Below are 25,359 nucleotides of genomic sequence, written 5' to 3' on the forward strand. Positions count from 1 at the left end.
AATGGAATTAATGTGATTAATAATAAAAAATAAGTGGTCTAACCTAAAAACGTACAATCATGCAAAAATCAGCAATCAAACTCGCAGTATTATTAATGGCTTTGATGCCTGTATTATTTCTTAATTCCTGTCAGGAAGAACAGGAAATGCAAATTGAAGATGAACTCGTAAATCTCAAAGCAGGTGAATTGGAAGGAGAAATGGTCACCTATTGGGGAGAAGAAACCTTTACGAGGGAAGATGGGAAACCAAAGGCTGTAACAATGAAAATTGGTAGTGAAGATTTACAGCACTTTGAAGACTGTTTTGTGTTGAAAATAAAGAATGGTAATGAAGATGGAACGAAAAGGGTTTCAAGTGCATTAGTCAAAGTTGATGGTGAAGAAATTTTTGGGACAAAAGATTTTAATTTAGAAGTAGGTTGTTTGGAAAAAGAAATTTGTGGATTGACAGAACAATCTGAGATTGAAGTGGAGTTAAGAAGTGAATTTGGAAGTTTTCTTGTTATCTGGATTGATGGCGAAGTTAAAGAAAATCATGCTTACATAACTCCTAATGGTGGGAGTTTTATTTTTCTCAATGGTAATCTAGAGCTGAAAATTGACAATGGTGCAGTTGATGAACCAATATATATTAGTGTACAAGATATATTGCCAGACTTGCCAACAAAATATAGAGATGTTTTAACACATGCTTTTGAATTTTTACCAGATGGTTTCAAATTCAATAAAGATATAGTAGCAAAATTGAATATTCCTAAGCCCTCAAGTGAGGAAATTATTCCAATTAGCTTTGGTCAATTTTCATTAATTACTGAATGGATTGTTTGGAATAGATGCAGATACCTAGAGAATGAAAATTCTGTTGAATTCAAAATTAATCACTTCAGTATATGGGGAGGTGTGAATAAGGAAGAATTTAGAATTAAAGAACAATCAACGCCATATTATTTTTATATTGAAGATTACATTCCCAATGCTGATATGCCTTATGGAATAAATGATGTTAATAGATATCAGAAAAGAGACATCATCCGTAGTTTTAATAAATGGAATACATATTCACAAAAATTAGGAATTGAATTTAAATACAAACAGGATCAATCATCCCATATAAAAATAGATTGCGCTAACAATTCAGAAGCTTTTATAGACTATGACATTGTTGTCTTTAACAACAATTGGGGTGGTAAACTTGTCAAAAAGTTGTTTTATAAAGAATGGGCAATTGTTCTAAATAAAAATTATACCAATTGGAGATCAACATTTGGTCTAGTCAGTAATAATTACTCAGGTGGTTTTGATATTGAGAGAGTAGTAACCCATGAAATTGGACATATTTTCAGTTTTGGTGAAGAATATGGGTCTTCAAATGATTACAGAAATGAATTTTCAGTTATGGGGGATTTATATTTATCCAGACCAATTTCAATTTTCAACTACGACTTAATCCATCTATCTGATTTATACAATTATAATTACAACCACAACAACGCTAATCAAATGTTATCATATCCTAATAATCAATCATTTGTTACTTTGAATGATTTTTTTTGTGGGGATTCAAAAGAAGATATTTTGAAGGTTAAAGTAATTGATAGAGCAAATCCCAATGTTGGAATTGAGGGAATTACTGTAGTTTATCAGTGCATTGACGATGGCAGAGGTAGTTGGCCATTTGAAAGTGAATTAAACTCTCAACACGGATTGTATAATATTACTTCAACGGATAATAATGGAATAGCTTCCTTAAAATATTGGAAACTACCTGATTCTCCAGGACAATATGTTATAAAAGCTAAAGCATGGTTAGAACCTATTCAATATACAGGAAGTAACGATGAACCTCTGAGAGAGGTAACTTTCACAGTTAATATCAGCAATAATTCAACTGTTAACTGGACTCATAAAAGAGATTTTCCTGCAGTGGGAATGAGAAGACCACTCTCATTTTCTACTTCAACGAAAGGCTATATTGGGGTTACGGAAACTCATGAATTATGGGAGTATCAACAATCGTCAGATACGTGGTTGAAAAAAGCTAATATTCCTAATGCAATATGGGGGCACAATGGCTGGGAATCACCAAATTTTGTGGTGGATGATAAGTTTTATGTTGTCGGATATAATCAACTATGGATGTACAATCCAGATAACAATAGCTGGACAAGGAAGAAAGATTTTCCAATTTATGCCAGCAACTACTATGACAACTATGGCTTTGGTTTTTCCATTAATGGAATGGGTTATGTTGGATTAGGCGGAAGTGGTAAGTTAGATTTTTATCAATATAATCCAAGTACAAACTCCTGGAAACGAATGAATAACCATCCGTGTTTTGCTGATGGAAACAATGGATGTTATATAGATGGAACTGCCACATTCACAATAAACGGGAAAGGTTATGTTACAGGAACTAATAGTGGTTTTTGGGAATATAATTCGTATAATGATACATGGACTGAAAAAGCCTATGTTCGTTCCACATATGGACAAGGATTCGCAATAGAAGATAAAGGATACGTGTATAATACTCTCGGTGATTTATATGAATATAGTCCCAATACTAATAATTGGGAATTAATTGGAACCCTTCCGGGTGATAAGATTTGTTATCCAGGTGGATTTTCACTGAATGGTAAGGGTTACATTGGAGTTGGAACTAAATTTATCAATAATGGCTGTACTACTGAAAACACCAATGATTTTTGGGAATTTAATCTTGACTAAGACGGTATAAATGTTATATGATAGAATTTTTATAAATCCACCTTTTCAGAAATACTATGCCACATACCTGACTAAATTTAAATAAAGTTGAATCTGAAGAATTTAATTAGATAGCCTAATCTTGTTCGGCTAATATTCTTATTTGTATGTATGTCATTTTCTAAATCATCGCTAAATTAGACCATCACATTCTGAAAATGAAATACAAAAGCATACCTGCAGAAGGCAAATATATTGGTGTCCGTCAATACTACAACTATCACATAAATCTATATTTATGGGAAGATGAATTTTATGAAGTGTGGTATTTTCGGGAAGAAAACAGAATCGAAAAGATTGAAAAACTGACAGACCAAAAGAACCTTAATTTGTATATTGACTTCGAAATAAGAACAAATCCAAATACAAGATAATGCAATGAAAGAACTCCATAAACTTGATGATTATGACGAAAGTACGATCAAATCATTTATTGAAAATGAAATTGAGGAATCTATTAATATTGAGTTTAAGGCAGGTGAGGCTTTAGCAAGAACCGAATCAAAGAAAAAAGAGATTTCAAAAGATGTTTCTGCTTTTGCTAATTCAGATGGCGGAATAATTGTCTATGGCATACACGAAGAAAACAATAGAGCTCATTCATTATCCTTTATTAATGGCAATGAATTTAGTAAGGAATGGTTGGAGCAAATTATTAGTTCAACAATTCACCGTAGCATCCCTGACCTAAAAATTTACCCAATTCGATTTGATAAAGATATTGAAAGAACGGTATACGTCGTTAAAATCCCATCCAGTATTGAAGCCCCACATATTAGTAAGGACAAAAGATTTTACAGGCGTTACAATTTTGAATCTGTACCGATGGAAGAGTATGAGATTCGACAACTATATGGAAGAAAAGTCAGATCAAAGTTAAGTTTGGCGGGTTATATCCTTCATTCTGTAGCACCCGATAATGATGATAATAAAATGTTCCATTGTGAAGCCCATGTTTACAACGATGGAGAAAAACCCGAAAACGAATATAAAGTAAACGCATACCTCATAAATGCCATCAAGGGAATGAATGTTAGCTGGGAGAAAAATGACATTAACAGAAACAATGATTATACAATATTAAAATCAAATAAGGTAAAGGTTTCAACGGTAGGTTTTTCGCCAATATACCAAGACGAAAGGATAAAAGCTATTCAATTTAACTTTGAAATCCCATGGGACAGTTTATTAAGTGCTGCTGATCAAATGGAGATAAACTTTGTTTTGTTTTATCCCGGAGGAAAAGACGAAATAAAAATAAAACCAGATAGACTCAAAGAAATTCTACTTGAAGATTAATGTTTTTCTTATGAAAAAAAGCCGAATTGTTGTTGCCGTCGTAATAGTTTTCTTATTAAGATATGCTTCATTGTCTTGTGCCCAAGTACCCGAAGGTTACTATGCTTCAGCAACAGGACTAACAGGTGAACAGCTTAAAACAGCTCTGTACACTATTATCAAAGGTCAAACAACCTATCCTTATACATCTTCATCAACTGACACATGGGATATATTGAAGGAATCTGACAAGGACACAACAAATTCAGACAATGTCATTCTTATCTATTCAGGATGGAGTGTTAACGCTGCACAAGAATACAACAGCGGTAACGGATGGACAAGGGAACACACATGGGCGAAATCACACGGAAGTTTTGACACAGACGATATCGGAGTTGGAACGGATTTACATAACCTAAAACCATGCGATAATTCAATAAATTCAGCACGTAGTAATAAGGACTTCGATAACGGAGGCACTCAATATATTGATGGTGACGGTGCAACGGATTGTTTTTATGATAGTGATTCATGGGAACCACGCGATGAAGTAAAAGGAGATGTTGCGAGAATACTATTTTACATGGCCACAAGGTACGAAGGAGAGAACAGAGAGCCAGACTTGGAATTGGTAGATCAAGTAAACACTTTTGATTTAAACGAAACAGGGAAAGGATATTTTGGTAAACTTTCTACACTATTAGAATGGCATAATACTGACCCAGTGGATAGCTTTGAGATCAGAAGGAATGACGTAATATACAGCTATCAAAATAACCGCAATCCATTTATAGATCATCCCGAATACGTTGAAAGTATATGGGGAGACGCAACTTCTGCCGTATTGATTAATCAATCTGGGTTCAGAATCTATCCTAATCCTGCAACAGATTTCATAAATATTGATATTAGTGAACCGGCACATGGGGCAATCTATTCTTTGAGTAGTGAAAAGATAAAGGATTTTGAAGTTGAACAGAGAGTATCAATTCAATGCCTTAATCCTGGAGTTTATCTATTGCATATTTCTTCTAATAACAAAGTTTACAATTCAAAGCTTATCATTCAGTGATTGTTTCTGTAAAAGTCTGATATGAGGCTTTTAATTTCTCTACAACATGATGTGTCATAAAATTATAGAAAGTGCCTAGTTCGATGATATGGGAGACAATGAAAGCCAATTTAAAAATGAATTTAGTTGTAAAATCAATCGTTTGTGGTAGTTTTAAAAAACTAATCTTTAAACATAAATCATGGTCATTTTAATCTTAGCATGGATTGTACTTTCAATTGTTGTTGCATCTCTGGGGAAAGATAAAAAAATCGGTTTTGGGGGACTGCTAGTAATTTGCATATTGTTCAGCCCATTAATTGGACTTTTATTTGCTATTGCATCACCGAATATTCAAAAGTATACAGGTGCTGTACTAACACCAGAAGCTACTCAGTTATACAAAAAAGGAATACAGAAATTCAATAACAAGAAATATGATGAAGCAACAGAATTACTTAATGAGGCATTAAAATTTAATCCGAAATCTAAGACCATCTTTATAGGTCTTGCAGAATGTTATTCACGTAAACAAGACAAGGAAAAGACTTTTTATTACATAGATAAAGCAGTAAGAAATGGATTTAACAACTTTAAATACATTCAACAGCAATCCTCGTTTCAGTTTATCAGAAGGCAATATGGATTCCCAGAATTTGTGAAGAATGGCTATATGAAAAAAGGTATCCATGAAAATGAAGAAACTACAAAAACTCCTGAATCTGAAATCAACATCAAACAAACAGATAAGTATTCACAACTTGAGAAACTTGCCGAATTAAAAGAAAAGGGCATTATTAATGAAGAGGAATTTCAAGCGGAGAAAGCTAAAATTTTGGTTTAAATCCACTAATCCCAATTTCAAAAGTGTGACACAGCAATTTTCCCCTTCGGGTGGTATACTTAGTCTTCTGGCTTAAGAAAGAAGCTAAATTGTTGATATGGGATGAAATAGAGCTGTATTTAATCAATCTCTTGCTACTTTGTTTTAAAGGGTATTGATTATTCTTCTATTTTTTGCATTATCTGAAAAAACTGATTCAACGCCTTCTTGAAATGTTTTGAAAACAGTAATAAAAGTCCCAGTAAATTAGTAAAAGAAAAGTTCATATAGGCATTTGAATAATCAAAATTCTCGAGAAGAGGGAAATTGATATACATGCGAACTAGCAATAGTTCACTAAGAAAATCATTAATAGCAGATATCCAAGGTATTAAACTACAAATATAATATGCAACACCACCAACAAAATTGAATACTATAATAGCGACGAAGAAATTGTAAAAGGATGCAAAAGAATCAATCATCTTCAATCCAGAATGATTAATTTTACTTAGAGCAGTAGTTAAGAATCCTCCAAGAAGCAATAATGTTCCAAGGTTGATAAACAAAACCAAACCTTCCAATTTTACGGTTTTTGCTACTGTATTTAATTCGAATCCAAATTGTATTACACTCAAATATTTTAGGTATTTGATGTTGTCAACCACAAAATAATCGAATGCGAGAATAATTGCTAAAAAAATAGTGAGTTGCAGTAATAGTCTTTTCATAATCTATTAAGTATTAAGTTAATTTGAATATGTTCAATTATTGGTAGAATTAACGCTAACCAGATTTAAAACCATACAGGATATCGAACCTAATCGAGCACAATAACTCATTCGAATCAAGATGTGTTTTATTCAAATTTAATTGGGATTGTCGCTTGAAAAACTAAAGAATATTTGTAATCACCATCTTTATCTTGGTTAAACTGATTTATAACTGAAAATAGCACTTGGTCAGGGAAACTATCTAATCCGAATGTTGGTCCAAAAGCAAAATTATTTCTAGATTTTATATCTGACAGGGAACTTACAATAGGAGAATATGCAAACAAAATTCCTAGTACAGGTTTCTTATCACCTATATCGAATCTTAAAAATAAATCCGCACGTGGAATAAATGAAAACTCTTTATCAGGAACTCCAGAGTAGTAGGTTTTTTGTGTTCCAACTAACTCAAGAATAGTAGAATCTTTGGCATGATAAATTATATCACTTACAGGCAGAACATTAGTTTTTGTCAATCGTGTTATACTGTTATTGTTAATTTTTAAATTTGCAGATATTGCCCATGAAAAAAAACACTTAGATTTCCATTGAGTCATAGAGTAGAATCCAGGCGTAATCGTTAGAATATTTTGCATTGGTTCTCCAAAACTTGCATATGTAGTGTCGATATTGTATTCAGATAATTGCATTGTATGTACTCGTTTGAACGCATCATTAATAACGAGATATAAAGTTCTCTGAGTTGCTTTTCCAATTTGACGATGAGTAATACCACCTGCTTCTGTTATTTCCTTTGATTTTGAGCTATTATCCCATGTTCTAAATATTGTTAAATCAAATCCCACACCAGCATTCCATTTCTCATCAGAAACAAGGTTCGCTTTAAATTTGTCAGCTTGAATTGAAGAACCAATATTTAATCCCCAAAAATCAGGATAGTCTTTATTTGATTTTATGGTGTCATCCTGTTTTGAGAATTTATAATTAAATAAAAATTCACTGCTTTCATTTTTAAATCCAATACCAACAAAGTCTGTATCAGAGCCAACAAGAATACCACTATTACTTTCAGAATTCGAAACAATTGATTGTGAAAAACTAGTATTCCAGAACATCCCAAAGAATAATATTGGGAAAACGTATTTTTTCATGTTTCCGATGTTTCTATTAAATCAAATTTTGAGTATTTAACAGGTAATTTTATTTCAATTTCTTCGAGTTTAAACTTTAAATCAGAGAATTTTACACCTGTCTTATTATTTATAGAAATCTCAAATTTAGATATTTTGCTACCTCTGACACCTTTGAATCGAGCTAGTATTTGCATAGGGTCCCCATCTAAAGTAATTTCAAAATCTTTTCGTTCGTTATTAATAGTTGGAATAAGTTGATTCTCAACTAAAATTGCATGATTTCGCACAGTACCTTCGAATTCCAGAATTACTGTGACTGGAATTTTATCACCGATTTTAACTAGTTTAGTCATTGTTCTATATTTTTGGGTTATATAAATTCGTTTCGAGCATCTATTTGTGCATTAGCTAAATTGTCGATGTGAATGAAATAAGACAATCTTTATGGCGATAAAAGAGCATATTTAAATTTGTGTAAGCTTTTATTGTTTGTTTAGAAATTCAGATACCTTGTTAGCAATTGAGTTAAGTGCGGCACTCCCACCTCCAAGCAAACCACCGGTTACAAGTATGTCAGCAAACCTCAATAAACCAGATTGCCAGGCTAGGCCATTCTCTAGTAGCATATTTTTTTTAAGCTCTTCATCCATTGCGGAAACCAAATTCATATTTTGCAATAAATCTTGGAATAGACTGATTCCAAAAGTGGCTAACACAATACCAACGAAAAAGACGGTTCTGGCTACATATTTACTACTTACTGAATCGTAGCGTGCTCTTTGAAATTCATAGGCATATTTTACAGAGGTAAGGAATCCAACATAGTCTTGTATACCACCATTCTTTGGAACGTCATCTATCTTGCCAATAACTTCTTTCTCCTCTAATTTTGAAGTAAGACGTCGTTCCCTAGCATAAACCTGTTTGAGAAGTTCGATGGAAGGATCATCCTTCTGTAGGATCTCGTTTATTCTGCGAATTCTAACAGACCAATCTGTTTTGTTTTGGCTTCTCAACATTCCGACAAATACAGCAGCAGCCCGTTCAACAGCTACTACAATAAAAATATACTTCAGAAAAATATCACCACTAAGTTTTGCTAAATCTTCATTCACATCAACCAGCGTAAACATTTTGTTTGCGTAAAGAACAGAACCTATTATGGCCGCAACTAAAATAAGTATCCATCCATAATATTCTTTCAAGCCTTTATCTGACAGGCCTTTGTCTAGGTATTCATAGTCCTTCATGATTGTTTGGTTTTATTAATTCTTGAATACGTTTGCAACCACATTATGTTTCAAGAATTACTATTCAAAAAGAAATATGCTGAACATATATTTATCTAAAAGTCTAAAATACGGTATTTATAGCTTGGGTGGTGCTATGTGTAGTCTGAACGGAGAAAGTCTGTAAATGGTCGATAAGGGAGGCGATAAATTGATTTTAGAGTTGGCTTCTGCTCTCGAATATTCGTATATTTAAAAGTCAAGGCTGATTGCCTTTTAACCAGATGAATGAGCAAAACTTATTCTATCAAAAATCCGCTGGATGAACTACTTTAGTGAAAAACTTGGATTGTACACTCAGATTGGCGTTATAATCCAAAGTGGTAATAGAGAAATAACCCAAAGTTTTGGATTCCACACACGTTGTAGCCAATAATAAAAAAGATATACCAAATGAAAAAAAATTCATTTTTATCAAAAGGTGGGATAGAACATATTTATGAAAGGGATGAATTAGTTAACATTTTAGCCGAGGTGCTAGAGTCACAATTGTATAATAGCGTTATTCAAAACAAAAGTTCAAACTTGCCTGATCTTCGTTTTAAAACAAATAAAGAATTTTGGGATTCAGTTATAGCAAAAAGAGTAGATGAGAGTCAAACTTTAATGTTAAATAAGTTTCATATAACTGAATGGCTACCTTCCTCCCCTGGCAAATACCATACAAAAATAGCAAAAGAAAAAAGAGAATGGGGGATGAAGCATGTTGCAAGATTTAAGGACACTGTATTTACTGGATACGAGCAATATGCAGGGAACTTAAAATATAAAGACATGACTCCTATAGAATTAGCTCCAACAGGAAAAGAGGGGATGATTTTAGGAGGATATGGCTCAATTAGATTAGCTTCAAAAAATATAAATAATAAAAAAACTTTCTTTTTAGGAGCTACTTCTAGTGGCATAAGTCATGAAGGAATACCCTTAGTTTTTGAGGAAGATGTCTACAAAGAATTAATTAAGTATTTCAAAGGAAATTACGGAATCATAGCTGATATTATTGGTAGTATTTCAATTCTACCAAAAGAAGCTTCCTTAATTGAATTTGATCCAGTTATTCCACGTTATTGCTTCTATGTTAAGGACTTTAAGTTCAAACTCATCTCAAAGGAATCAGAGATTTTATCAAGCATAGCCATATCTTTTGCTAATCCATATAATCCTTATTTAAAATCTTTTTCTTTCTGTTCATTTAATCCTGATCCAAAAGATGATAACCTTAAAATTGCTGTTGAATGGCTAAACGATTATGCAAAAAGATATTCAGAATCAGACAAAACAATTATAACGGGAGATTTTGATGAGATATATGAACATTTTTCTAATGTAGATTTCAAACTAAATGACATTATGAATGGAAGAATATCGATAGAAACTTTAAAAAGATATGGAAAGGATTTAAATATTACTATCAATGAAAATGTTTTAGGTGATAAATTTCAAAATATTTCAGGATCAACAATAGTTAACAGATCAAATAATAAACCTGATTAGAACTTAATAAGTAAAATAAGATGAATTTGCCAATATATTATTCACATGGTTATAGAGAAAGAGAGGCTTCTTTCAATCAATATTTTGGTCTTTTAATAAAACAATTTGGATTTATTCCCAGCCTTGACCCTCCATCGGGAGATGTGAATTCTGCTAAGCTAGAAAAACATCTAAAACATACGGTGGGTTTAATAGCAATTGTAACTAATAGAGATGGGGGCATTTCTCCATACATAAGATACGAAATTGATATCGCAATAAGAGCACGAAAACCAGTTCTTGCTTTTATTGAAGATTCTTTACCTGATAATATATTACCGAATTTTATTTTAAGAAAGAGATTCTCGTCTAAATCATTTGTCAGAGAATACTTTGAGCATTTGCACGCTTTGGAAATATTCAAAACCTACATTGGTTCGAAAACGATACCCAAATACCAGCATTTAACTCAGCAAAAATCAGCTCTTTTGATTGGTTTTGAATCTAGCAAGAAAGATTTATTAATTGGCACAAAGGAGATGATAAGTAGTTTAGGATATAAAATCATTGATTTTGAAGTTGATAATAGCGAAAATACACTTCTTTATGGTCTGGATCATTTTCGAATTTCAGATTCTTATGTTGCTATCTGTTTATTAGACAATATTTCACCAAAGGAATCATATAAGCTTGGGATTGTTCGCTCGATTCAGATTCCCACTATACTAACTGCCTTTAATCCCAACTCACCCTTAAACAATTGGATTCCATCTGAATTTCAAAGAAGAATTCTTCCTGAAAATACTACAGAAAGTATATCTAAAATCTCATCTCAAATTGAATTGTTTGAGGAAGACTTTGTGGAATTAGATAAGGAAGGAAAAGTCGAGCAATACATAAATTCTTTATCGAGAGGTTTTTCCGAAAAAGGAGAATATACAGATGAATTAAGAACTCAAATTATAAATAATATTACCATGGGAGACAAATTTGAAAATATCTCGAATTCTACAATTATTAATAAGTCAGTTGTAGATAATGCATTTAACAAAGTTAAGTCAGTAGCTGATGAAGAAACAGCTAATGCTATTAAAATGATTGCTGAAAAGGTTAATGAATCTGGGAATGTTGCTGCGGTTTCTCTTTTCAATAATTTTAGTGAAGAAATAGAAAAGGAAAAACCAGAAAAATCAAAACTTGAGCAATATTGGAATGGTTTAATTTCAGTTCTTCCTAGTATTACATCATTAGTTGGAGTTGCTGAAAAAGTAATTGGATTATTCTAAAATAACTGGCTACAACACAGTATAAAAATAATAGACGAGATAGCAGTAAATTAAAGGTTTGTAGCCGGCTGTAACTTTCTTGAAACTTGACAGGAAAGTGCAACGCAGTCGGCTACTATTCTTATACTAATCGTTATTCAATAAAAAAATTTTAAGTTCAATATTAAATGAGATACTTCGGTAACCACAGCATGTTAAAGAGTATTCGAAAAGAGATTGATAGCTTTAATTCACGCGAAAATCACATTGCAACATATGTAATTATCTGTGATGCCGACATGCCTCTACTTTTGAAAGAGATGACCGAAGCAGATATGGTTCCTGCCAAAGGAATGCCGTTTCAATTATATGGTTTGCGCCTAATCCGGACGAACGATATCTCTCAGGGAATGTTTGCTATATCAGGTGAATAAAAGTAGTCCCCAATTGGCTGTGTGAGGTCTGTAGCTCGGTTTCTCAGCTCTTTCTCTGTTCAGATGAACAATTGTCCACCTGAAAAAAACAAAGCCTCTCACGGGTCAAAATATGTTGTACAGCATGTTTTAATTATGAATTACACGTTCCAGATGAATACATTCCCCTTTGATTTTGAATGACGGTGCAGATTCAATTGATATCTCTGAATTTTCGTCGTAAAATTGGTCAACCTCAACCTCGTAGTTTCTAATTCGTACCAATCGAGGATTATTCACTACACAGTATACTAAATCTATCTTTTTCAAAGACAAGTCCAGCAATCTCTTTTGTAAAGTAAATTCACAGCCTGCTTTGAATAAAGCATAATCAAAATTACTACCTGAAATAACATAAATGCTGTCATTTTGGGAGACGAAAATATCTGTTAGCAATACGGTAAACAATCTGGTATCATCTTTAGACATCTGTTCACTTGCTTTATAGGTAAAATCCATAATATCTCCAAGGCTTGTTGTGTCACAATTGAACCTTGTAATCAGGCTAGCAATTTGCAACTGAGAACTGTCAACCTTGACCTCGACATTATTATTGGATATATTGCTCTGTGATTCAGTGCTTTCTATGTTCGATGATTTGGGCTTAAGAATGAAAAACAAAATTCCTACTACTATTAGAATAGGGATGATTTTAACAAATTTGCTCATTTAGGTTCGTGCTTAAAGTTGAGAGAATTAAATTATATGTTCAGTTTCAAATTTATTATTTGTTTCATTTCCAAGCAAGAAATACCTTCAGAAAAGTAATGTTGCCAAAGTCTAAAGTCTGATAGAGGAACTTTTATTTTAAATGGGCACATTACACCTTACAAAGGAGAAAGTGCTGAGAATCGGACGTAAACGCCTCAGGCGAGCTGTTTTTATTGTTTAATTGGGTTGTATTTGTCGGTTATCATTTATAACTTTAGTTCACCAATTGGTACTCATGCCACTAACAAAAATCAATGATCAACCACACGCTAAGAATTGTCTTCGTAATATTAGCAATACTGTTTGTTTTATGTAGTTGTGACGAAAAAAAATCGAAAGAAGAATTAGTTTTTGAACAACAGAAAGCTAGAAGAGAATCTGTAAAAAATGATTTAACCCAGAAATACAATATTAGTTATTCATGGGATACCTTACGATTTAATTATAGTATTCAGTTTCAGGATATTATTGACGAATCAAATCATTTAATAACCTATTTCGACATAGTAGACATATTTAAGGAAAACAATCAAAATTACCTATTTATTGAAGCAATGATTATTCCTCGCACTTACTTGAAATTACAAATAAGTGACAAATTATTCCTTAACATGAAAGACAAACTAAATGAAGCAAGATTCCATCGGGGATTTATTGTCGTTAAAATTCGAGAGATAAAAAAAATAATATTCGAATCAAAAGTGGAATTAGAAGGTGATGATATATATCTTAGGCATGAAACCACAAATGACTTTATTGGAAGTGGTGAAATTGTTGATATGGTTATACTATAAAATTCTATTCCAAGAAAAACAATTCACTTTTTACTATTTACAACTCAAATAGAAACTGAAAAAAAATAATACAAAAGCTAACTGTGAATACTGAACCTGACGATTGGACAAATTTAGAAAAGCGACTAAACGCAATAGACACCCTTACTAACGTTTATAAAAAACTTGAAGCGCAAGGATTGTCCCACATCCAGATTGTTAAAAAATTAAAAGAAATAACGAATAAGCACAATGTCCCAATTGAATTACTTTACGAAGTTATTGGATATCCTGACGGTTACAACGACAATGTGGAAGAAATTGAGGGATTAACTATTGAGGCACTTAGTGAAATTGAATTGGATGAAGGACAAGAAATTAATGTTGAAACTGAAGATGTTGAATTTATTTTTGAAAATTTAATATCTCATTATCGAGGATCTGGAATAAGCAAAAACAAGGAGAAGGGACGAATTTTGAATATTGTTCATCGTTCAGGGAAAAAAATCTCTGAAGACTATTTAGATCATTTACTCCATAAGAAAAACTCCAAAGGGGATTCAAGAAAATTCTTAAGCAAAATTTTATTTGTACTTTCCTTTTTATTATCAATTGCGGCTATAGGAGTTACTGTATTTGAGATAATAGATGTGGGTATATTTAACGCTGTGGATTATTATCTTTTTGATTCTCTATATGTTCTTCTATCAATTTTTGGGGTTTTTTCTCTAGTTCTTTTGGTTCGTCAACTTGTTTTAAAAAAAATACCTTCAAAACTCACTTCCTGGGGAATTGGAATTTTTATCCTTTGCTGGTTAATTCTAGGGGCGATTGCCATAGGAATAGAAGGTGAACAACCCTATGTTATATTAATTTTCTTGCCACTAATTTTTATTTTTTATCATTTCGTTCATTCACGCAAACATTCTGAGATCTTGAACGACAAGGCATTTGCTAATTGTATCGGAAGAAAATTCATTTTAAAGCTAAAATCAGAGTGGTTTAAACTTTCTATCTTAATAGTGATCGTCATATTTTTAATAATGATGGGAAGTTACTTAAAAACGCAATCACAAAATGGTAGATATCAAAGGTTTGATGAGAATCAAATTATTGACACAAGAACAGGTAATGTTTATTATATACAAAACGATAATAATAGTTGGCCACCATTCGGCAGACCCGATATTCCAAGAGATTTGAAATAAGAGAAAAAACAAATAGACACTTACACCAACTACCCCCATTTCTGAGCAACCAACCAAAAAAGGAAACTCGAACTGCGAGACCGGGCTATACCTTGCTTTCTGGACTTTTCTCAATTTCCTGTACCAAAGCGACACAACTCGTCATTGCCTCCCATATTAAGCAAATTGGCACTTTCTTTCCTCTCTGGTATATTGTTACTCGGAAAGTGAGTTTAACTGTTTAATCGTGTGTATGGTTAGCAAATAAGAAGATATAAGAAACACGCGAATGTTTGGACAAAACAAAGGGAGGTTGTTCAGGCCTCCCAAAGTGTTCAAATGTTGTAATACGGCAACGCATTACTATACAAAGATAGGGAATACTGAAAACACACGAAAATTGAGGAATTTTGAGATTGTTGGCTATATGCTGACTAAAACAAATAGCGAATAATTCTAAAATATTCGCTATCAATAATTTGCATTATTTAAAAGTGGAGCTGGCGGGAGTCGAACCCGCGTCCAAACGAGGAAGCTACAAGCTTTCTACATGCTTATCTCTGACTTGATTTTCGAACAGCAGCCGGATCAAAGCCACCAACTACTGCCTTAACTCCTTTAAATTCGCAGAAACGCCGGAGCTTCATTTCCGCTAGCTTCGATTTTTTTGCACCGCCGATTCGGACCGCTTCAAAGCATTAGCATCCGGGCGATGTCTTGTCCCGGCACCTTGTGCCGGAATTAAGCAGTTAACCTACTATAATTCGGTTACGCAGCAAGAGCGTAATTATTTTCGCCAATTATGGTTTGATCATTATTTATAAGGGTCAACAACCAAAACCCTGCATGCTTACTTGCCTCTTCTACCCGCTGTCAAAACCAGTCAGCCCCATAGAAAAGTGCCGCAAATATAAGAAAATCTATTTGTTCTCTACATCCTTTCAACGTATTCGCTGATAGGTGTGTTTCAAAGTTCGCCGGCAAATTCTTTCAACCAGCCTTTTAGTTCGTCGCCAATTTCAGGGTCGTTCAGGCCAAATTCGATATTGGTTTTCAGAAATCCCAGTTTGTTTCCAATATCGTAACGTTTGCCCTTGAACTTCAATCCGAACATCGGATGATTCTTCACCATTTCGCGCATGGCATCGGTTAACTGAATTTCGTTGTTTTTTCCCGGCTCCGTAGTTTCGAGGTAACTAAATATTTCAGGGGTAAAAAGATAGCGACTCGCCACCGCAAGATTCGAAGGTGCTTCTTCAAAAGATGGTTTTTCGATCCAGTTTTTGGCACGAATCACATTCTCCGAAACCGCATCACCATCAACTACTCCGTAGCGACTAACCAATTCGGGTTTAACTTCTTCCAAAGCAATTACCGATCCTTTTTGCTGCTTATAAACATCGATTAGTTGTTTAGTCACCGGCCCGTTCTCGCTTTGAACCAGGGTGTCGCCAAGAAGAATCACAAATGGTTCGTTCCCAACATGATGTTTGGCATGCAGGATGGCATCACCAAGGCCATTCATTTCTTTTTGCCACACAAAATGAATGTTGGCCATTTCTGAGATCGCTTTGATTTTTTCAAGCATTTCGAGGTTATTCTTTTTTTCCAAAGTCTCCTCCAGAATGGGACTCCTGTCAAAGTGCTCCTCAATCGCGCGTTTCCCTTTCCCGATGATCATCAGAATATCGGTTATTCCACTTTCAACTGCTTCTTCCACCACATATTGAATCACGGGTGTATCTATAATCGGAATCATTTCCTTTGGCGACGATTTGGTGGCCGGTAAAAACCGGGTGCCATAACCTGCTGCAGGAATTACTGCTTTCTTAACCATTTTTACTTGTTAACTATCTTCGGTTTTATCACTTCTATTTCTTTTTTGGCCAGTGCATTGGTGAGTTTGCGGAACATGGTTTCATCGGTATAAGTTCCGATAATTGCACCACCTGAACCTGTGAATTTTGCTGAAGCACCAACCGAGCGCGCGGTTTCAACCATTTCGATATTACCACTTGAAATTGGAACCAGACTCCGGCGAAGATCAAAATTCTGGTTGATAAGATCGTGAATGGCCTGTTGATCGTTGTTATGCAAGGCCGCACAATAAGAATCGGTCAGGCTGATCCATTTATCCATGGCTTCCAATACCACTTTTTCGCCGATGTTATAACGTGCTCGCAGGTTGTTGTGCACCACCTCGGTACCTTCCGAAAGATTTTTCCTGAAGGCGATGTACATATTTTTAAAACTTTCGGCTTTTAGCACTTCGTAATTTCCGTAACCTTGCTTTTCCATTGTGGTTTTATTGAAATCCATCAAAACAGGTTTTTCAAATGCCTGTGCCACCCTGTCTTGCAATCCGGCTGCAATTCCTAGTTCTTCGGTTTCAACACTTAATACCAGGTTAGCCATAATTGCCTTTGGAATTTCAACACCATAAAACGACATCAATGCCTTCATACATGAAGTGATGATGGCACTTGATCCTGCCAGCCCCAAACGTAAAGGAATATTTGAGTGGTAACGGATTGTAAAATTGCGTTTATCCAATTTGATGTCTTTTCGCTGGCAGTATTCGTAAAAAACTTTGATCGTACCTTTCAGTAAACGAATTCCGCCGTAATATCCTTTCAGGTTCACATTATCGACTAAATGTTTGATACTGTCAAACGAAGTAATATCCATTCCCTGCGGGTAGATCTTCAGCTCGGGAGAATGGTACAACTGAACACTTGCCTTGAAATTTGAAAACAAGAAGGCTATGGTTTTTCCAAAATATCCATCCGACGGATTTCCAATTACGGCTGCCCTCGGATAGGACTGGGTTTCAATAATCATTTTCTGCTTTTTGCCGGCAAAGTTATTTATTCCACGCTTTTATGGCCGATAAATTCATATCATTTTCAATATTTTTTGCCGCCGGTGTATACAGGAACTCGAGTTCTTTGGCAAATCCTTCAGTTACCTTTCCTCGCACCATTTTCATGGTAGCATTCAACATTTTATTATCGGCAGTAAATGCATAAGGCAAAATAGCTACTGTGGCAGGCAGCCAGCGCTCAGGAAACATCCCTTCAAATTTTCCGCCTTTTTTATATTCCTGAATCTCCTGCTTTATAATTTCAATGGATGCACTATCGCCTTCAGGTGTTCCCTTTTCGATGCCTCGGTTTTTCAACTCGCGGTTTATTGCTTCCATATCCGGAACTACCATTCCAACGGTGTAAGGATTCTGGTTGTTGTATAGCATTACCTGCTGCATAAAAGGAGACTGATCGACCATGGCTTCCTCGATTCCTTCAGGGCTGTATTTTTCACCGTCGTTTCCGATCAGTAAACTTTTAAACCGCCCGAGCACATAAAGGAATCCATCTTCACCCATGTAGCCCATATCGCCGGTATGTAACCAGCCATTTTTTAAAGTTTCGGCCGTGGCATCAGGATTATTCCAGTAGCCGAGCATTACATTGTCGCCTTTAATTACAATCTCGCCCTTTTGTCCGGTAGAAAGCTCTTTGCCATCCTCATCCAAAATTTTCAATTCGAGGTCTTTTACCAGTTTCCCCGACGAACCAAATTTAACATCGTGAGGTACATTCGAAGAAATAACCGGTGATGCTTCCGTTAAACCGTAACCCTGGCAGATGGGCATACCAATGGCATAGAAATATTTCTGCAATTCAACATCGAGTAAAGCTCCTCCACCGATAAAGAATTCCATGTTTCCTCCAAAACCCTCACGAATTTTCTTGAACAGGATCGTATCAAAAATCCAATAGAGCGGCTTCAGGAAAAAGCGAAATCCTTTTCCGCGGTTATTACCGTATCCATTATGTGCGTATGCCACCTTCAACGCAAATTTGTACAGACTGAACAGTGTTTTTCCTTTTTTACGTATTCCGGCTTCTATGTTTTTTCTGAATGTTTTGGAGTAGGCTGGCACACTCATCATCAGCGATGGCTTAATTTCCTGAATATTTTTTGGGATATTTTTAAGTGTTTCAAGCGGTGTCTTCCCCACCTCAACCGATGCGATACTGGCTCCCTTGTACATAAAAACATAAAGACAAGTAGTATGTGCAAATGCGTGATCCCATGGAAGAATCGCCAGCGTGATCCAGTCCGTTTTCAGGTGCATCAACGAGTTCGACTGAACAACATTGGCTGCGTAATTCAGGTGCGACAACATAATTCCTTTAGGATCTGCTGTGGTGCCCGATGTGTACGAAATATTAGCGACATCGTTGGGTTGAACTGCTTTCCAAACTGCCTCCACTTTTTCAGGATTTTCCTTCCGGTATTTGGCGCCCTCTTTGAGCAGTTCACGGTAATCGAGATCATTTTCTCCGGGATTATCTTTGCCGTCGAGGTAGATCACTTTCTCAAGATCGGGAAGTTCACTGCGAATAGCTTCAACCTTATGAGCATGCTGAGCAGAAACAAAAATATACTTGGCCCCGCTGTGCTGCAAGCGAAAAGCCAGTTCATTATTCTGCAAACGTATCGAAAGTGGTACATTTGTACCACCTGCATATAACATCCCAAGTTCACTGATTATCCAATCGTTTCGGCCATCAGCGATCAAACCCGAGCGTTCGCCCTTTTTGTAACCCATTTTAATGAGCCCGGCGGCAAGGTCTAAAACTTTTTCGTGAGTTTCTTTGTAGGTAGTTCCAACGTACTTATCAGTTGTTTTCTCCCATAAGTAAAAATTGTCGGGGTAATTTGCTACGGCAGTTTCGAATAGTTCAATAATGGTTTTCATAAGAGCTGCTCAGTTTTAGTTCATAATTAAACACAAGGACAATTACTTGGCAAGTTAAACTTACGTTTTTTTGAATAAAATATTCAAACAGCTTAAGTTAAAAATTGAAAAAACAGATCGGGTAAAAGTGTCCGGTCATAAAAAATGCCCTTTCGGGCATTTTCAGTTTAATCAGTTATAAACTTATAAACGGTTTTCTCGCCATACAATTCGCCCGGTTTAAGCAGCGTTGTTGGAAATTTCGGGTGATGCACAGAATCGGGGAAATGTTGTGTTTCCAAAGCTACTCCTGAATACTTTCCAAATTTTTTCTTGCCGTCGATCTCCAGTTCAGGAATCCAGTAACCGGTATAAACCTGCATCCCGGGTTGTGTGGTATACACTTCCACTTTTCTGCCGCTTTTTTCTTCGTACAGCGCACCAATATATTCCAGTTCACCAGGTTCATTATCGAAAACATAGTTGTCGTCGTAACCGGTCTCCAGCCCGGCAGCACCAAATTTTCGAGGTGTGTTGAAATCGTAATCCGTACCTACCACCGGAACAATTTTTCCTGTTGGGATCTGATCAACCATTTCGGTCATTTTTGTAGCAGTAAGTTCCAACTCGTGGTTCAATATATTTTCCTTAAAACCGGTAAGGTTAAAATAGGTGTGGTTGGTAAGGTTTACAACCGTTGTTTCATCCGTTTCCGCGTAATACTGAATACCTAGTTCGTTTTCTTCGTTCAAAGTATAAATGCAGGTCACTTTCAAATTGCCCGGATAATTTTCCTCTCCGTCTACACTCAAATAAGTCAGTTTTACACCGACTTCAGTTTCATTTTCAAGAATTTCGGCGTCAAACATTTTTTTGTCGAAACCAACATTTCCCCCATGCAGGTGATTAGGACCGTTATTGATAGCCATTTTATATTTCTTGCCTTCAATCTCCAGATCGCCACCGGCAATACGGTTTCCAAAACGACCGATGATGGCACCAAAATACGGGTAACTTCCCAGGTATTCATCGCTCAGGTAATCATCCAGTTTATCGAAACCACAGACAATATTATCGATGCCGCCATTTTTATTGGGCATATCAATCGAGGCTACAAGCGCACCGTAGTTGCTTATTTTTATGGTTATGTTATCGTTGCTGAGTGTAAAAAGTTTTACTTCCGATCCATCCGCCAGTGTTCCAAAAGTTGCTGATTTAATTTTCATGTGATTAAAATTGTTTATTTCATTCGAACTTGATATATCGCTATTCATTAAATCAAATATGATACAAATCTCAAATGTAAGCTAATTATATTCTAAAAAATATGACGCTGTAAAATAAAATTTGCGATTGTTTATTCGTACCCGAATCCTGCTGTTTCAGCATAAAGATCAAGGTTCTACAAAAATGCAAAAAAAGAAAAACCAACTGGTAGGTACAGGTAGTGTTTTAAAGCATGTTTTTATTCCAGGATTCTACTATTTTTGCATTCATCAAATCAAATTTATGGCAAAGAAACGTATTATCAATATCGATTCGAAATCATCGCGACCAAAGTACCGTCAGATTATTGATTCGATTTTTTTGGCTATTGATAAACGTTATCTGAAAAAGGGCGATAAAATCCCTTCCATTAATCAAATCTGTTCCAATTTTAGTTTGAGTCGCGACACCGTAATGGTAGCGTTCAACGAACTCAAGGCAAAAGGAATTATCCTCAGTCAACCCGGAAAAGGTTATTACGTCGCCAGTACTGAAATTCAACTCGAAGAAAAAGTATTTGTGTTGTTTGATGAATTAAATGCGTTTAAGGAAGATTTGTACAGCGCTTTGGTGGGCGAACTAAAAGGCAAGGCCAATGTCGATGTTTTTTTCCACCATTTCAATTACAAGGTATTTAAAAATCTGATTGCTGAAAGCATTGGCAAATACACGTCGTATATTATTATGCCCGCTTCTTTTGATAACATTGGGCACCTTATTTCGAAATTGCCGAGCGACAAGGTTTATATTCTCGACCGGCTGAAAAAAGAGCTAAAAAATTATTCGGTGGTCTACCAGGATTTCGAAAACGATCTGTATGAAGCGATGAACGAAGGTAAAGCAACGCTAAAAAAATACAGGAAGCTTGTTTTTATCAATCCGGGAGGTAAAGAACCATCCGAAAGAACCTTGGGCTTCGAAAAATTTTGCCTGGAAAATAATTTGGAATTCGAAGTGATAAAAAGCCTCAGCAGTGCCAATCCTTCGATGTATGAAGCCTATTTTATTATTTCCGACCGCGAACTGGTTGAAGTAATAAAACTGGCAAAAAAATACAAGTACAAACTGGGCAAACGCTTTGGTATCGTTTCATTTAACGATACAACATTAAAAGAAGTAGTGGCCGGCGGTATTACAACCATATCGACCGATTTTAGCGATATGGGCCGCACCCTTGCACAAATGGTTTTGAATAAGAAAAAGGGCCAGGTAAGAAATCCTTCGAAATTAATAATGAGGAACAGTTTGTAAACAATTGAAATGCGAGCAGTTCGAAAAGAAGATATAATTTGAAAGCGAGTATATAAAAATTAATCAAAAACTAAATAGATAATATTATGACACAGATTGCAAGCTTAGTTGAAAAAATTAACGGAGGAAACAATCCCGTTTTTCAGGAATTATACGGAACCGATGCCGCAGTACTAAAAGCTCAGGCTGACCGCTACGCCGATTTGATGGCAGAGTTTGAACAAACATACGGAAACAGCGATGTAAACCTGTTTAGCTCTCCCGGTCGTACTGAAATTGGCGGAAACCACACCGACCATAACTTCGGACGCGTGTTGGCAGGGGCGGTGAATCTTGATAATATTGCGGTTGCTGCAGCAAACGGAAGCAACACCATTCGCATCAAGTCGGCCGGTTATCCTGAATTCCAGGTAGACCTCACCGACCTGAGTATCGACGAATCGAAATTTTATACCTCGGAAGCGTTGGTGAAAGGAATTTGTGCAAAAATGAAAGAAAACGGGTATCAGATCGGAGGTTTCGATGCCTGCATTGAAGGACGAGTGCCAAAAGGATCGGGGTTGAGTTCTTCTGCATCTTTCGAAGTTTTGGTTGGTGCTATTATTAATGAAATTTTCAACGATGGCAAAATGTCGGCTGTCGAGAATGCTATAATCGGTCAGTGGTCGGAAAATAACTATTTCGGCAAGCCTTGCGGACTGATGGACCAAACCGCTTGTTCGGTTGGCGGATTGATCACTATCGATTTTAAAGATCCGGCCAATCCGGTTGTGAAAGAAGTAGATTTCGACTTTGTTTCAACAGGATTTTCACTGGTAATAACTGATGTTGGCGGAGGTCACGATGATCCTGCCTCGCAAGCTGAATATGCTTCGCTACCTACCGAAATGAAGTCGGTAGCTGCCGAACTTGGAGCGAACGTTTTACGCGAAGTTACACTTGAACAAATTGTAGAAAAGATTCCAGAGATCCGCGAAAAAACAGGCGACAGAGCCATTCTTCGTGCCTATCACTTCCAGGGTGATAACCAACGCGTAGTCGATCAGGTAGCTGCCCTCGAGAATAACGATTTTGATGCATTCCTTAAAATGGTGGTTGAATCGGGTTACAGCTCTTACATGTACAATCAAAATATTTTCGATGTAGTACACAAAGACGAGCAAGTAGTTTCACTGGCGCTTGCACTCAGCGAAATGGTACTGAAAGGAAGTGGTGCATGGCGTGTTCACGGCGGTGGTTTTGGTGGAACGATCCAGGCATTTGTCCCTCAAAACAAAATTTATGAATACGTGAAAACTCTGGAGCATGTTTATGGCAAAGGATCTTGCCACAATCTGTTTATCCGTTCAAAAGGATCGATAAAACTTGATTTATAAAGAGATCAAAACAGCGAATTGACTATAATTCAGCACTTTAGATCTTTAAACATTCTAAAAAAATAAAAAAGTGCTGTTAGTCGATCACTAATTCAGGCGATATTATAACTTTGGAGGCCAGAACTCCGGACGTAAAATTGCAATATGACCAGCGTACCGGGTTCTGACCTAAATTAACGAAATAATTTTCTGATGATATTCAACTTAGAAGCTTTGTTAAACAGCTATTCCAACTCCGCTTACCCGACCAACAAAAGTGGTTGGAGAACTGTAAGTCGCTGGCTGGTTTCACAAAAAGCACTGGTTGATCGTCAACATTCAAATCCGAAAATATTTACTACTTAAATCAATATTAATCATTATGGAATCTACAAAACAAAATTACACGGTGCCCATTATAATGATGATCCTGCTATTTGGTATGATCGCATTTGTAACAAATCTGGCTGCACCAATGGGGATTGTATTAAAAGACCAGTTCGGGGCAACCAACTTTCAGGGAATGTTGGGTAATGCGATGAACTTTATTGCCTATGCGATCATGGGTATTCCAGGAGGTCTTCTTTTACAACGAGTTGGTTATAAAAAGACAGCACTGATTGCTGTAGCTGTTGGATTTATAGGTGTTGGAGTACAATACCTTTCCGGACATGTTGGACAAAACATCGCATTTACTGTGTATCTTATTGGTGCATTGATCGCAGGTTTTTCAATGACCTTGCTTAACACGGTTGTAAATCCAATGTTGAACACCTTAGGCGGTGGAGGTAACAAAGGTAATCAGCTGATCCAGGTTGGAGGTTCATTCAACTCGGTAATGGCCACTTTTACTCCTGCATTTGTTGGTATTTTGATTGGAGAAGCTGCCAAAGCACAGATCTCCGACGTGTTCCCGGTAATGTACATTGCACTGGGCGTTTTTGGTCTTGTATTCTTTGTTTTAATGGGAGTTAAAATTCCTGAGCCACATGCCGAACACAAAGGAATTTCGTTGAAAGATTCGATGAAAGGTGCTTTACAGTATCGCCATTTGATACTTGGAGCAGTGGCAATTTTCATATATGTAGGTGTTGAAATTGGTGTTCCTGGTTTTCTTAATTTTTGGTTATCCGATTCGCCCGTAGGAAAAACAACTGCAGGTTATGTAGCCGGCACCTATTGGTTTTTAATGTTAATTGGTCGACTGGTTGGAGCTTCCATCGGTAGTAAAGTAAGCAGTAAGCTTATGTTAACAGCAACATCGCTGGTAGGTATAATTTTAATTGCTGCAGCCATGTTTTCATCGCCGGCTAACGAAGTATCGATACCGGTAATCATGAAATCGGCAGCCGGTTCAGTTTCATTTGGTTTGGCTGAAGTACCAATTAATGCCATGTTACTTGTTTTAGTGGGTTTATGTACCTCCATTATGTGGGGTGGTATTTTCAACCTGGCGGTTGAAGGACTGGGAAAATACACGGCCGCTGCTTCAGGTATTTTCATGACCATGGTTGTTGGAGGAGGTATCCTTCCTCTTATTCAGGGTAAAGTGGCCGACATCGCCGGTTATCTTCCAAGTTACTGGGTAATCTTACTCAGTTTGGGGTACCTGCTATTTTATGCCCTCATTGGTAGTAAAGTTCACAAACGTGAAGAGGCATAATATGCAAAAGAAATAAAGTTATCCATCGATTTTTGGGATAACAATCAATTCGGGATTATCCCGCAAGCCATCCGTCATTAGGCGGGTGGCTTTTTTTATGGTAACACACTGAACCA

22 protein-coding genes and 1 other RNA gene are annotated in these 25,359 nt (G+C 36.0%); 13 read left to right on the plus strand and 10 right to left on the minus strand.

Annotated elements, in window-relative coordinates; all coding sequences use genetic code 11:
* The first annotated feature begins 59 nt into the window (after positions 1–59).
* The 4 genes from WFY05_RS20775 to WFY05_RS20790 all read left to right on the plus strand — a co-directional run bounded on the left by WFY05_RS20775 (position 60) and on the right by WFY05_RS20790 (position 5,944).
* The gene (locus tag WFY05_RS20775; RefSeq protein WP_340114860.1) at positions 60–2,729 is read left to right on the plus strand and encodes a Kelch repeat-containing protein; all 2,670 of its coding nucleotides are present in this window, start codon (positions 60–62) and stop codon (positions 2,727–2,729) included.
* Between the two features lie 417 nt (positions 2,730–3,146).
* A complete protein-coding gene (locus WFY05_RS20780; RefSeq protein ID WP_340114861.1) occupies positions 3,147–4,067 on the plus strand; it encodes an AlbA family DNA-binding domain-containing protein in 921 nt (306 codons plus the stop codon).
* 10 nt (positions 4,068–4,077) lie between these two features.
* The gene (locus WFY05_RS20785) at positions 4,078–5,121 is read left to right on the plus strand and encodes an endonuclease (protein WP_340114862.1); all 1,044 of its coding nucleotides are present in this window, start codon (positions 4,078–4,080) and stop codon (positions 5,119–5,121) included.
* A 181-nt stretch (positions 5,122–5,302) separates the two neighbouring features.
* Positions 5,303–5,944, plus strand: a complete 642-nt coding sequence (locus tag WFY05_RS20790) for an SHOCT domain-containing protein (RefSeq protein ID WP_340114863.1) — start codon at positions 5,303–5,305, stop codon at positions 5,942–5,944.
* A 158-nt stretch (positions 5,945–6,102) separates the two neighbouring features.
* Here WFY05_RS20790 and WFY05_RS20795 read toward each other — a convergent pair whose 3' ends face one another.
* The 4 genes from WFY05_RS20795 to WFY05_RS20810 all read right to left on the minus strand — a co-directional run bounded on the left by WFY05_RS20795 (position 6,103) and on the right by WFY05_RS20810 (position 9,040).
* Positions 6,103–6,654, minus strand: a complete 552-nt coding sequence (locus WFY05_RS20795) for a hypothetical protein (protein WP_340114864.1) — start codon at positions 6,652–6,654, stop codon at positions 6,103–6,105.
* Positions 6,655–6,782: 128 nt separating this feature from the next.
* Positions 6,783–7,808: a hypothetical protein gene (locus tag WFY05_RS20800; RefSeq protein ID WP_340114865.1), complete on the minus strand. Its 1,026-nt coding sequence runs from the start codon at positions 7,806–7,808 to the stop codon at positions 6,783–6,785.
* Positions 7,805–8,143 (minus strand): hypothetical protein, encoded by a 339-nt coding sequence (locus WFY05_RS20805; RefSeq protein ID WP_340114866.1) that lies wholly within the window; start codon positions 8,141–8,143, stop codon positions 7,805–7,807. Before WFY05_RS20805 ends, WFY05_RS20800 begins: the two co-directional genes overlap by 4 nt.
* Positions 8,144–8,272: 129 nt before the next feature.
* A complete protein-coding gene (locus tag WFY05_RS20810; protein WP_340114867.1) occupies positions 8,273–9,040 on the minus strand; it encodes a hypothetical protein in 768 nt (255 codons plus the stop codon).
* Positions 9,041–9,472: 432 nt separating this feature from the next.
* Between WFY05_RS20810 and WFY05_RS20815 the strand changes: the two genes are divergently transcribed.
* The 3 genes from WFY05_RS20815 (at position 9,473) to WFY05_RS20825 (ending at position 12,251) form a co-directional block, all read left to right on the plus strand.
* On the plus strand, positions 9,473–10,573 hold the full coding sequence (locus tag WFY05_RS20815; protein ID WP_340114868.1) for a hypothetical protein: 1,101 nt from the start codon (positions 9,473–9,475) through the stop codon (positions 10,571–10,573).
* 20 nt (positions 10,574–10,593) lie between these two features.
* Positions 10,594–11,838 carry a hypothetical protein gene (locus tag WFY05_RS20820; protein ID WP_340114869.1) on the plus strand — a complete coding sequence of 415 codons (1,245 nt, stop codon included), beginning with the start codon at positions 10,594–10,596 and terminating at the stop codon, positions 11,836–11,838.
* 167 nt (positions 11,839–12,005) lie between these two features.
* On the plus strand, positions 12,006–12,251 hold the full coding sequence (locus WFY05_RS20825; protein WP_340114870.1) for a hypothetical protein: 246 nt from the start codon (positions 12,006–12,008) through the stop codon (positions 12,249–12,251).
* Between the two features lie 129 nt (positions 12,252–12,380).
* Here WFY05_RS20825 and WFY05_RS20830 read toward each other — a convergent pair whose 3' ends face one another.
* A complete protein-coding gene (locus WFY05_RS20830) occupies positions 12,381–12,959 on the minus strand; it encodes a hypothetical protein (RefSeq protein ID WP_340114871.1) in 579 nt (192 codons plus the stop codon).
* Positions 12,960–13,255: 296 nt separating this feature from the next.
* Here WFY05_RS20830 and WFY05_RS20835 point away from each other — a divergent pair, with 296 nt between their 5' ends.
* Together WFY05_RS20835 and WFY05_RS20840 are read left to right on the plus strand one after the other, a co-directional pair.
* Complete coding sequence (locus WFY05_RS20835; protein ID WP_340114872.1) at positions 13,256–13,795, plus strand: hypothetical protein; 540 nt, start codon at positions 13,256–13,258, stop codon at positions 13,793–13,795.
* An 83-nt stretch (positions 13,796–13,878) separates the two neighbouring features.
* Positions 13,879–14,982, plus strand: a complete 1,104-nt coding sequence (locus tag WFY05_RS20840; RefSeq protein ID WP_340114873.1) for a hypothetical protein — start codon at positions 13,879–13,881, stop codon at positions 14,980–14,982.
* 471 nt (positions 14,983–15,453) lie between these two features.
* On the opposite strand, the gene ssrA is transcribed toward WFY05_RS20840, so the two are convergent.
* The 5 genes from ssrA to WFY05_RS20865 form a co-directional block, all read right to left on the minus strand.
* Positions 15,454–15,852: a transfer-messenger RNA gene (gene ssrA / locus WFY05_RS20845) on the minus strand.
* A gap of 76 nt (positions 15,853–15,928) precedes the next feature.
* Positions 15,929–16,798 (minus strand): UTP--glucose-1-phosphate uridylyltransferase GalU, encoded by an 870-nt coding sequence (gene galU, locus WFY05_RS20850; protein ID WP_340114874.1) that lies wholly within the window; start codon positions 16,796–16,798, stop codon positions 15,929–15,931.
* A 2-nt stretch (positions 16,799–16,800) separates the two neighbouring features.
* Positions 16,801–17,802 (minus strand): mevalonate kinase family protein, encoded by a 1,002-nt coding sequence (locus WFY05_RS20855; protein ID WP_340114875.1) that lies wholly within the window; start codon positions 17,800–17,802, stop codon positions 16,801–16,803.
* 22 nt (positions 17,803–17,824) lie between these two features.
* Positions 17,825–19,729 carry an AMP-dependent synthetase/ligase gene (locus tag WFY05_RS20860; protein ID WP_340114876.1) on the minus strand — a complete coding sequence of 635 codons (1,905 nt, stop codon included), beginning with the start codon at positions 19,727–19,729 and terminating at the stop codon, positions 17,825–17,827.
* Positions 19,730–19,896: 167 nt separating this feature from the next.
* Positions 19,897–20,934: an aldose epimerase family protein gene (locus WFY05_RS20865; RefSeq protein WP_340114877.1), complete on the minus strand. Its 1,038-nt coding sequence runs from the start codon at positions 20,932–20,934 to the stop codon at positions 19,897–19,899.
* Between the two features lie 283 nt (positions 20,935–21,217).
* Between WFY05_RS20865 and WFY05_RS20870 the strand changes: the two genes are divergently transcribed.
* From WFY05_RS20870 to WFY05_RS20885, 4 genes are all read left to right on the plus strand, one after another.
* Entirely contained in the window at positions 21,218–22,225 is a 1,008-nt protein-coding gene (locus tag WFY05_RS20870) for a GntR family transcriptional regulator (protein ID WP_340114878.1), read from the plus strand.
* A gap of 86 nt (positions 22,226–22,311) precedes the next feature.
* The gene (locus WFY05_RS20875) at positions 22,312–23,601 is read left to right on the plus strand and encodes a galactokinase (protein WP_340114879.1); all 1,290 of its coding nucleotides are present in this window, start codon (positions 22,312–22,314) and stop codon (positions 23,599–23,601) included.
* A 192-nt stretch (positions 23,602–23,793) separates the two neighbouring features.
* Positions 23,794–23,946 carry a hypothetical protein gene (locus WFY05_RS20880; protein ID WP_340114880.1) on the plus strand — a complete coding sequence of 51 codons (153 nt, stop codon included), beginning with the start codon at positions 23,794–23,796 and terminating at the stop codon, positions 23,944–23,946.
* 16 nt (positions 23,947–23,962) lie between these two features.
* A complete protein-coding gene (locus WFY05_RS20885; protein ID WP_340114881.1) occupies positions 23,963–25,243 on the plus strand; it encodes an MFS transporter in 1,281 nt (426 codons plus the stop codon).
* The last annotated feature ends 116 nt before the right edge of the window (positions 25,244–25,359 follow it).

Source organism: Maribellus mangrovi, assembly GCF_037646455.1.
GTDB lineage: Bacteria > Bacteroidota > Bacteroidia > Bacteroidales > Prolixibacteraceae > Draconibacterium > Draconibacterium mangrovi_A.

Bases quoted from the DNA above. Each gene is read 5' to 3' on its own strand.
- WFY05_RS20780 (WP_340114861.1), top strand. From the start codon at position 3,147: ATGAAAGAACTCCATAAACTTGATGATTATGACGAAAGTACGATCAAA.
- WFY05_RS20870 (WP_340114878.1), top strand. From the start codon at position 21,218: ATGGCAAAGAAACGTATTATCAATATCGATTCGAAATCATCGCGACCA.
- WFY05_RS20855 (WP_340114875.1), bottom strand. From the start codon at position 17,802: ATGATTATTGAAACCCAGTCCTATCCGAGGGCAGCCGTAATTGGAAAT.
- WFY05_RS20815 (WP_340114868.1), top strand. From the start codon at position 9,473: ATGAAAAAAAATTCATTTTTATCAAAAGGTGGGATAGAACATATTTAT.
- WFY05_RS20820 (WP_340114869.1), top strand. From the start codon at position 10,594: ATGAATTTGCCAATATATTATTCACATGGTTATAGAGAAAGAGAGGCT.
- WFY05_RS20835 (WP_340114872.1), top strand. From the start codon at position 13,256: ATGATCAACCACACGCTAAGAATTGTCTTCGTAATATTAGCAATACTG.
- WFY05_RS20880 (WP_340114880.1), top strand. From the start codon at position 23,794: ATGATATTCAACTTAGAAGCTTTGTTAAACAGCTATTCCAACTCCGCT.
- WFY05_RS20825 (WP_340114870.1), top strand. From the start codon at position 12,006: ATGAGATACTTCGGTAACCACAGCATGTTAAAGAGTATTCGAAAAGAG.
- WFY05_RS20805 (WP_340114866.1), bottom strand. From the start codon at position 8,143: ATGACTAAACTAGTTAAAATCGGTGATAAAATTCCAGTCACAGTAATT.
- WFY05_RS20790 (WP_340114863.1), top strand. From the start codon at position 5,303: ATGGTCATTTTAATCTTAGCATGGATTGTACTTTCAATTGTTGTTGCA.
- WFY05_RS20785 (WP_340114862.1), top strand. From the start codon at position 4,078: ATGAAAAAAAGCCGAATTGTTGTTGCCGTCGTAATAGTTTTCTTATTA.
- WFY05_RS20875 (WP_340114879.1), top strand. From the start codon at position 22,312: ATGACACAGATTGCAAGCTTAGTTGAAAAAATTAACGGAGGAAACAAT.
- WFY05_RS20795 (WP_340114864.1), bottom strand. From the start codon at position 6,654: ATGAAAAGACTATTACTGCAACTCACTATTTTTTTAGCAATTATTCTC.
- WFY05_RS20860 (WP_340114876.1), bottom strand. From the start codon at position 19,729: ATGAAAACCATTATTGAACTATTCGAAACTGCCGTAGCAAATTACCCC.
- galU (WP_340114874.1), bottom strand. From the start codon at position 16,798: ATGGTTAAGAAAGCAGTAATTCCTGCAGCAGGTTATGGCACCCGGTTT.
- WFY05_RS20830 (WP_340114871.1), bottom strand. From the start codon at position 12,959: ATGAGCAAATTTGTTAAAATCATCCCTATTCTAATAGTAGTAGGAATT.
- WFY05_RS20865 (WP_340114877.1), bottom strand. From the start codon at position 20,934: ATGAAAATTAAATCAGCAACTTTTGGAACACTGGCGGATGGATCGGAA.
- WFY05_RS20810 (WP_340114867.1), bottom strand. From the start codon at position 9,040: ATGAAGGACTATGAATACCTAGACAAAGGCCTGTCAGATAAAGGCTTG.
- WFY05_RS20885 (WP_340114881.1), top strand. From the start codon at position 23,963: ATGGAATCTACAAAACAAAATTACACGGTGCCCATTATAATGATGATC.
- WFY05_RS20775 (WP_340114860.1), top strand. From the start codon at position 60: ATGCAAAAATCAGCAATCAAACTCGCAGTATTATTAATGGCTTTGATG.
- WFY05_RS20800 (WP_340114865.1), bottom strand. From the start codon at position 7,808: ATGAAAAAATACGTTTTCCCAATATTATTCTTTGGGATGTTCTGGAAT.